Source organism: Emticicia sp., assembly GCF_049241225.1.
Classification (GTDB): domain Bacteria; phylum Bacteroidota; class Bacteroidia; order Cytophagales; family Spirosomataceae; genus Emticicia.
Map to the genome: position 1 here is coordinate 1 of NZ_JBMLRC010000252.1, position 8920 is coordinate 8920.

Annotated in this window: 6 protein-coding genes and 1 tRNA gene; 2 read left to right on the plus strand and 5 right to left on the minus strand. The window is 37.7% G+C overall.

Annotated elements, in window-relative coordinates:
* From ACOVO2_RS13455 to ACOVO2_RS13470, 4 genes are all read right to left on the minus strand, one after another.
* Nucleotides 1–2276, minus strand: a 2276-nt coding sequence (locus tag ACOVO2_RS13455; RefSeq protein WP_421770477.1) for a PA14 domain-containing protein, incomplete at its 3' end; no start/stop codon positions are given.
* A gap of 118 nt (nucleotides 2277–2394) precedes the next feature.
* Nucleotides 2395–3918 (minus strand): DUF1501 domain-containing protein, encoded by a 1524-nt coding sequence (locus tag ACOVO2_RS13460; protein ID WP_421770478.1) that lies wholly within the window; start codon nucleotides 3916–3918, stop codon nucleotides 2395–2397.
* A gap of 3 nt (nucleotides 3919–3921) precedes the next feature.
* Nucleotides 3922–5808, minus strand: coding sequence for a DUF1800 domain-containing protein (locus ACOVO2_RS13465; protein WP_421770479.1), 1887 nt, complete (start codon nucleotides 5806–5808; stop codon nucleotides 3922–3924).
* 138 nt (nucleotides 5809–5946) lie between these two features.
* Nucleotides 5947–6020: transfer RNA gene (locus ACOVO2_RS13470), tRNA-Arg, on the minus strand.
* A gap of 170 nt (nucleotides 6021–6190) precedes the next feature.
* On the opposite strand from ACOVO2_RS13470, the gene ACOVO2_RS13475 reads away from it, so the two are divergent.
* Entirely contained in the window at nucleotides 6191–7600 is a 1410-nt protein-coding gene (locus tag ACOVO2_RS13475) for an MBOAT family O-acyltransferase (protein ID WP_421770480.1), read from the plus strand.
* 27 nt (nucleotides 7601–7627) lie between these two features.
* On the plus strand, nucleotides 7628–8611 hold the full coding sequence (locus ACOVO2_RS13480; protein WP_421770481.1) for a hypothetical protein: 984 nt from the start codon (nucleotides 7628–7630) through the stop codon (nucleotides 8609–8611).
* A gap of 45 nt (nucleotides 8612–8656) precedes the next feature.
* Here the strand turns inward: ACOVO2_RS13480 and ACOVO2_RS13485 are convergent.
* On the minus strand, nucleotides 8657–8920 hold a 264-nt coding region (locus tag ACOVO2_RS13485), incomplete at its 5' end, for a DegT/DnrJ/EryC1/StrS family aminotransferase (RefSeq protein ID WP_421770482.1).

The following is an 8920-nucleotide window of genomic DNA, read 5'->3' on the forward strand; positions in this document are numbered from 1 at the left end:
TCGCCTAATTCAAGTTCTATAAAATAAGTGCCTTTGGCCAATTTATTGGTTGGCAAATATTTGGTTTGAGTACCCAAACTTTCAGAATAATGGTCAAGTAAAGTTACAATCAATTGGTCTTTCGAGTCTTTCAAAGATAATTTTACATAGCTTGGTTGATTAATTCTGAAAATAATTTCCTTAAGTTTAGCTGTTTCAGTATCTTTTGTCGAAAACTCAGAGCTATCAGTAGGAGCCGTAGATTGCTGATTTGCCACAAATGCTGCTTGAATACAATTAGCAATATCAGCTTTGAATATCGCACTACTATTTACCTCAAAACCTGGTAGCAATACAATACTATTTCCAGCCGTAAACGAAATATCTTTGGTGGTTGGCACTAAACTCTGAGCCTCGATGCGTTTTTTTGCTTTGAAGGCACCATCTGCCAATGTTTCTTTGGCAAGTCGGAGCGTATCACTGCCACAATTAATATTCACACCTTTGCAATTACAATTATTGTCGAATTTATCATAAGACGTAAGTGGATCATTGTCGTTACAAGGTGTGCCACTCGGATTACATAAAATGGCGTCGAAGGTGATTTTACTTAGTCCAGAGCAGCCAGCCCCCCAGTTTTCAATGGCCGAAACCAGAATATATCGAGCCTTCACATCATTAAAGTTGGGTCCTAGAAATCCAGCATAATCGGGTAAGCCTTGAGCTTGTGGCCACGAATAAGTATTGCCGAGTGCTTGCCAATTTGTGCCATCGACCGAATAATCAATGGCTACTGTTTTAAATCCCTTATCAGTTTCGTTTTCTACGTTATAGTTCCAGACCCTCGAACTTGAAAACTTATAACGATCATTAAAATCGTACATAATCCAATGAATATTGTTTGCACGAGCAGGATTTGGATTTGGGTTTTGGGTATTCGTGCACGAAACCCACGAGCCCTCTTTTAGTGTAGTGAGGTTATCAGTTGGCTTACAATCATCATAAGTCTGATACCTTGCCGCAGAGTCGTCGCAGTCAGGCCCCGAACATGGAGTGCCTACGCAATTGCATTGTGCATCAATTTTATCATTATTCGTAAAGGGGTTGTCGTCATTGCAGGGAGTATTTTGTGCAATACATGAAATCTCACATTTATAGTCAAAGAGATAGAAGTCGGTCACTCGTTTCCACTGACGGATTTCATGAAATGGAGTTTTCCAGTAAAGATTGAAATGATCTCGCCAACTACTTTCTTTATGTCGAAACTCGAAGTAATAATATTTGCCTTTTTCCATATATCTCGGGCCAATATTTTGGAAGGACGAATTCCGATGTTCGGTGTCGTCGACACCATAAAAAACCAAAGCCTGACTAGCTTGTTTATTAGTTATACTTGCATCTGAGCTCAAAAAGAAAAATGTTTGTCCATCGCCTGTGAGATTAAAATCGTAATTTCCTGTAACCGGAACCGTAAGGAATCCTTGCACGAGTGTACCGTAATTGTCTCTACTACTTGGGGTCAATGGGCCATAAGCTCCTTTTAATTTTTCTCGGCGATCGGGTGATAACGGAAATTTCGGAGAATTTATTAAATCGTTTTCTACGTAACTCCCAGCGATATTATCATAATAGTAGGCTTCAATAAGTCCTTTTTCGCCAACACAATTATTAGGAGCCGGAGCTGTACCTACGCAATTACAAAAACCATCTTGTTGGTCATTGGTAGTGTTGATATTTCCATCATCACAAGCAGTTCCTCTTGCCGGGCATGATTGTCCGCATGCATATTCATAAATGTAATTAAAATCAATAATCGACCAAACTACTGTTGTTTCAGAAGCCTTTCTCCATTGTAAACTCACAAAGTCACTACCCGTACCTTCAAAATTATAAAGTTCGAAATAGTAATACTGACCTCCAATAAGTTGAATACTCTGAGAAGTTTGACCCGGTTCTTTGTTGTATTCTGTTTGACCAGAATATGTCGAAATCTCTGCTCGTTTGATTTTATTCGCAGGCGAATCATTTGTGCTCAAAAAGAAAATCGATTTATCGTCGCCAGTAATGTTGAAAATATATGTATCAGTTACTGGAACTTTGATATATCCTCGAATCAAAGAAGCAAAATAATCAGTATAATTGACTGGAGTTTTTAGAAAACCTAATGTTTGAGTTCCATTAGGTCGGCTCGGAAAATTCTCCATGGCAAATAAGTCACTGCTATCAGGAAATGAATTAAAGCCTGTCCAGAAGCTCCATTTGACCTGCCCAGCTGTTCCGACACAGTTCTGTGCCATAGTGCTTTGATTGATAAGAACAACTATCATCAAGCAGTATATATATTTTAGAAATCTTTTCACGGTTGAAAAATATTTTTTGTGAAAAATAGGGTGTTTGGCATTGATTTAAAAGGAATCAATAATTGACACAACTTTGGGGTCTGTCAGTATTTGATATGGCTGTGCCGTTGAAATTCATAAATCCAACCGGGTAATTGTTTGGACTGTAGGAATAAAAATTCCTCAGATTTGGTAATACATAGCATAAATCATACGGACTAACACCATACCAAAGAGCCAGCTCGGCATACATTTCATCAGTTGAAATAGAAGGAATAAAATTTCCTCTGAATGAGATATTCTGAGTATTGGAAGTGCCAACATCCATTCTAGGAAAACGACCAAAAATTCGTCCACCATTTACTGCTCCTCCAATAACCATTGTATTTCCACCCCAAGCGTGGTCAGAGCCTTGTCCATTAGAAGTGATTGTTCTGGCGAAATCAGAAATCGTGAAAGTGGTTACATTCTCGGCAATACCTAATTCAACCGTTGCATCATAAAATGATTTCAAGGCATCACTAATAATTGGCAATCTTTGATTTAAACCATTTACTAGGTTATCGTGCATATCCCAACCCCCATAATTTACGAAGAAAATTTGCCTTTTTGCCCCCAAGTCGTTTCGCACACTCATAACCTTTGCAACCGCTTGGAGATCACGAGCCAAGCTACTCGTACCAAAAGTGGTAGTCATGCTCGGTACTTTTTTAAGAGCATTCTTGAAAACCTCAAATGACTCAATCGAACTTTTGCTGACCGAACCATAAGTTTTTTGTAGCAGATTAGCGTAAGTTCTTGAAACCATGCTATCAATAGCATTATTACGAAGGTCGGTTAGGATACCCGAATTACCCCACCATGATGGGAGTGCCGTAATACCGACATTATTAGGGTCAATATTATTACTAATTGAATATTCGGTTACATCTTTTCCACGTTGAAAATTATTTTTTCCTCCTAGCGAAATATTCATTGAAATGTCTTGCATGCTATTTGATGCAGAAAGCAAATCGGCCAGACGGCCACCCACCCCTAAGGCATCTCTACTTTGAGGTACGGAGGTTTGCCATTGCATAATTTGGTCAGAGTGCGAATAAATTCCGAGTGGTAGTTTTTTTAGCCCACTTTGATACTCTGCTCTAGACATGATTGGCTCTACCAAAGTGCCAATATTTGCCATAAAAGCAAGTTTGCCGCTATTGAAAAGATTTTGTACGCCACTCATATTTGGATGAACCCCATATGAGCCATAATTGCAGGCTTGTCCTCTAAAGCCACTACACTGAGGGTTATTCAGCGGAAGCAAAGAGGTGTTAGTTTGTATGGCGATATCTGACCTAACATTTCTGTAATCATTGAAGCCATTATCTCCGCCAACATTCGTACCCGATGGAATCAAAATATTAAAAGAATCAATACCGCCTGAAAATAAAACACAAACCAAAGCTTTATAATCTTCGTTTGAAGTCGAACGTAACTTTGAAGCACTTCCACTCATAGCACCATTGACCGCTCCTAAACTAGTTAGAGTGCTCAAAAGTGTTGTCGAACCCATTGCTCCACAACCTATTTGTCTGATAAAATCTCTTCTGTTCATAGCTTATTTATTGATTAGATAGTCAGGTGATGTCATGATTAAATATATTGCAAGGCGTACTCTACGATAAGCCTCAGTGGTATTGGGTACTCCATTTGCATCTTCCGAATAAGGCATGCCTTTGATGGCATCTCTAATTATATTGAGCGACTCCGTCGAAATCCTTCCGTTTGCCAATATGAGATTATATTTATCTAAAAGCTGAGGAAGTTTATCATTTCGTGCCAGCGGATAATCAGCCACAGTATTAAATCTGGGTTCTTGATTAGGTTTATAAGTTTCACCCGTGAAAAGGCCATTGTAGTCGATCGGATCGTCATTGATGAGCCAATCGTTGAGTGCGTTGAAATAACCAGTTAGTGTTTGAGAACTTAGGAGTTGAAATTCAGGCCCAACTTTTCCTGCATCTTTAAGTGGGCCATTGGGCAGATAATCAGGGCTATAAAAATTAAATACCGAAGGAGAAGAAAGTGGTCGCTGAGATGTTTGATCATAAACTCTGGTCATTGAATTTCTGAAAACTCCACCTGATGCTGAAAGGTTTAAGCCCTTAATCAGATTCATATATCTTACGAATGGCTCACGAAGCTTACCAAATGAATCGGTGTCATCTCCACAACAGTTTCTTGCTTCTGGGTCAAGAAGAATAGCCCTTATAACTGCTTTCAAATCGCCTCTTACACCACTACCATTATTATTAAAAACGGAGGCAATTCGCTGAATAAATGCTGGGCTAGGATTAGAGGTTATCAATCGTTGAATCAATCGACGAGAAATAAATGGCCCAACGTTTGGATGATTGAAAATAATATTGAGAGCATCTTGGATATCAGCTTCACCTTGCATAGCAGTTCGACTAGCTGTTGGGTCAACAGTTGAGCCAAGAAAAGTTTTTGCACCTCTTTCGTGGCCATCGACAATCCTTGGGTTTGTTTTCCAAGGGTTTTTCTTCGCATCACTTGAATCAAGACCAAAGAATTTCATTCGTTTAGTATAACTCCAGATATCTTTGGCGTTTATCCCCAAATAGGTGCCATCTCCCCACGAAAGCCCCGTGAAAACTTTAGCCAGGCTGGCAATATCATCATTATTGTAGGTCGGAATCAATTGTCCGTTTGCATCTTTTTTCTCCGATCCATCCAGATTTAGTTGGTATAAGCCAATCGTAAATAATTGCATGATTTCACGGGCATAATTCTCATCGGGGTATGTTTGTTTGGCAACATCGGTAGCATGGTTATTTAGAAATGTAAGATACGAACCCATTGCTGGATGATATGTGATTCTTTCAAGTAATGTCCGATAGTTACCAAAAGAATTATCCATCAAGACATCATAATAGCTCGCTAATGCATATGGGTTACCATCGAAAGCTGAGATTCGAGAAGTGACCAAAATTTCACTTAAAGCAAAGGCAACACGCCATCGAAGTTGGTCAGGGGCAGTCATACAACCCTGAAACCAAGCGGCATCAAAATGCCAATTACTTACTCCGACATTTGTGAGGGTATAAGTGTTTACATTGTTTTTACGATTAAGCGAATCGACCATTGACTGGTGCAAATTTTGAACATAAGTTTCGATTCTGAAACTATTCGGCAATGCCAGTTGGTCATCAAGCCATTTTTCAATGCCTTGGTTGGCTACTTTTTGAATTTCGGTGAAAGTATTTCCGAAAGTGGCCTGTGAGAGGAATCTTGCTGCTGCACTATAATTGGGCAAAAATCCAATACTTGTCAAGGTTTGTTTGCCATTGATAGCAGTAGAACTTGAGCTTACATTTACTTTTTGCAAGTTACCTTTTCCGATAGTATTGGCTTGTTGGGAAAAAGCGGCAGAAATTCCAAAACAAATGTAGATTAGAACAAAGAGAGTACTTCTTGTTTTCATTATTTGAGTGCTTTAGGAATACACGGTTGGAATAATAAACTCAGTAAAAAATAGGTTAGTCAGCAAAAGAAGTAGACAAATGTAAAAAGAAAAACCTCCCAAAAGTAAAAATTGAGAGGTTTTATTGCAGTTTGTTCGTGATTCCAATAGGATTCGAACCTATGACCCACAGATTAGAAATCTGTTGCTCTATCCAGCTGAGCTATGGAACCGTAATCATGGTGCAAAGATAGGACTTTTGATTTTAAAAGTCAACAACCAGCTTGAAAAAACATTTAGAAAAATTGAAATTGTGTAATTCTACCGTTAAATGCTTTGAAACTTTAATAATTAAACTGAACTTTGAACATAAAATTTGTAAACAGACACCCATCGGCACTCAATGTTATTTAATTCGCTACAGTTTATATTTTTCTTCATAGTTGTTACTTTAGCTTATTTCAGTTTGCCTCATCGTGGACGTATATGGCTTTTACTTTTGGCGAGTTGTTATTTCTATGCAGTTTTTCAGCCTATTTATATTTTAATCCTATTTGTTACGATTGTAGTTGATTATTATGCAGGAATATGGATTGAAAATGCTCAAGGTAGCCGACGAAAATGGCTTTTGGTGCTGAGTCTAATCTCAAATATCGGTTTTCTGGCTTACTTTAAATACTATAATTTCTTCGTCGAAAATATCAATAATGTATTCTTTCATTTAGGCTCAACAACCCAGCTCGAATTATTAAAGATACTATTGCCGATTGGTCTGTCATTCCATACTTTTCAAGCGATGAGTTACACGATTGAGGTCTATCGCGGCAACGAAAAAGCCGAAAAAGATTTTGCTATTTATGCTCTTTATGTAATGTTCTACCCGCAACTCGTAGCAGGGCCAATCGAGCGACCGCAAAATGTGCTTTGGCAATTTCATAAAAACTTTGAGTACGATTTTGAAAACCTAAAAGCTGGATTGATGCGAATGGCTTGGGGGATGTTCAAAAAAGTAGTGATTGCCGACCGCTTGGCGATGGTGGTTGATTATTCTTACGATAACCCGTACGACCATAATGGGCTTACGCTTTTGGTGGCTACAATATTTTTTACATTCCAAATTTACTGCGATTTTTCGGGCTATTCAGATATTGCCATTGGTGCGGCTCGGGTGATGGGTTTTAAACTCATGGAAAACTTTGAAGCTCCGTATTTTTCAAAATCAATTAGTGAATTTTGGCGTCGTTGGCACATTTCACTGTCGGGCTGGTTCCGAGATTACCTTTATATTCCACTTGGCGGAAATCGGGTAGGGGAGTTTCGTCGATACTTCAACCTTTTCTTTGTCTTTATGATGAGTGGTCTGTGGCACGGTGCTGCATGGACGTTTATCATTTGGGGGGCTTTGCACGGAATTTATTTGGTTTTAGCACAAATCCGTGACCGTTATACATCTTTTAAAGCCGAAAAATATTTTTCGAGCAGCATTATTAATGCTTTCAATTTAGTATTTACTTTTTTGTTGGTCATGTTCACATGGGTGTTTTTTAGAGCAAAAGGAATGACTAACGCCAAGATAATTTTATCGAAGATTCTGCACGTAACAAATTATGATTCAATTGCAACGCCGTTTAGTTTCAACGAAATGTTTTTTTGTTGGTTTTTGATTGCAGTTTTATTGTTAAAAGATAAATTCAAGATGCAAATAAGTACCCAAAGTACTACTCAGTTTTACTTAAAGTTTACTGTTTTGTTAGTGCTTTGCTACTTTTTCGGGGTATTTACCTCAAATCAATTTATATATTTTCAGTTTTAAAATTCCGATACTGAAAGAAACATATCTATGAAATACTTCTTTTTAATACTTTTTTCATTCTTGTGGTATTTAGGTTTTTCGGGTTCTATGGCAAAGTGGCTGCACGAAAAAGGCATTACGCAAGATGATTATCGCTACGGTGATTTATACCGAATGTCGAACTTGGCACAGTTTAAAGTTCCATTGGAACAATGTCCTGTTCCACAAAATCCACCATCGGGTAATACTTCGTTGATTATCATGGGCGATAGTTTCACGGAAAAGGGACGCCTTGAAAAGAATCATTTCAAAGGTTTAAATAGCTATAATAGGTTTTTTATTACAGATACGATTCAGGTAAAGTTAGATACCTCAAAAAGAAATGTGCTTATTATCGAAACGGTTGAGCGGCATTTTCGAGAAAGGTTTACAGTACCATACATGAACTTGGAAGTTACTGAAAATGAGACGATTAAGCCATTAGAAAAAGAGAAAAGTATAGCGGAACAAATATTGAATATTGAAGTACCGTATAATACCGAACGGCACGAGTCAATACTTTTTTCATCCGATTTTTTCTTGACTTTTAAAGAATGGAAAGCATGGTTGAACTGGAAATTATTCGACCGACTCGATGAGAAAGTGATGCTTTCAAAAGATGAAAAATATCTTTTATATCAAGTAGATGCCCAGCCTTCGGGAATCAATTCGTGTTTTGATAAAATTTCAGATGATGAAATTAACTTAATGGTCAATAACCTAAACAAAACTTATCAATTTTACAGAAAAGCTGGTTTTGATGAAGTTTATTTGTCAATTATTCCCAATAAAACATCAATTCTTGGTAGAGATTTAGGAGAGTATAATCATTTAATTGAAAGAGTTCAGAGGCATTCGGCTTTGAAAATACCATTTTTTGATATTTACACACCCTATCATAATTCTAAAAAAGTACTTTATGAAAAAGGTGATTCGCACTGGAATTGTGAAGGAAAACAAATGTGGTTGGATTTGGTCAATGCCAAATTGTAGAAATATGGTAGAGACGTTGCATGCAACGTCTCTACAGAAATAATTTTATTGCACAAAATCCAGTATTTCCGAAATGACTAATTCTTGTTCTTCGGCTGTAAGCGTCGGGTACATCGGAATACTCAAGCAATGTTCATAATACTTTTCAGCATTCGGAAAATCGCCTGCTTTACTTCCGAGTCCTTTGTAATAGGGCATCAAATGCACAGGAATATAATGCACTTGACTGAAAATTTGTTTAGTTCTTAAATAATCATATAATCCTTTGCGGTCTTCAATCTGAATCACATACAAGTGATACGCATGACT

Bases quoted from the DNA above. Each gene is read 5' to 3' on its own strand.
- ACOVO2_RS13480 (WP_421770481.1), top strand. From the start codon at position 7,628: ATGAAATACTTCTTTTTAATACTTTTTTCATTCTTGTGGTATTTAGGT.
- ACOVO2_RS13475 (WP_421770480.1), top strand. From the start codon at position 6,191: ATGTTATTTAATTCGCTACAGTTTATATTTTTCTTCATAGTTGTTACT.
- ACOVO2_RS13465 (WP_421770479.1), bottom strand. From the start codon at position 5,808: ATGAAAACAAGAAGTACTCTCTTTGTTCTAATCTACATTTGTTTTGGA.
- ACOVO2_RS13460 (WP_421770478.1), bottom strand. From the start codon at position 3,918: ATGAACAGAAGAGATTTTATCAGACAAATAGGTTGTGGAGCAATGGGT.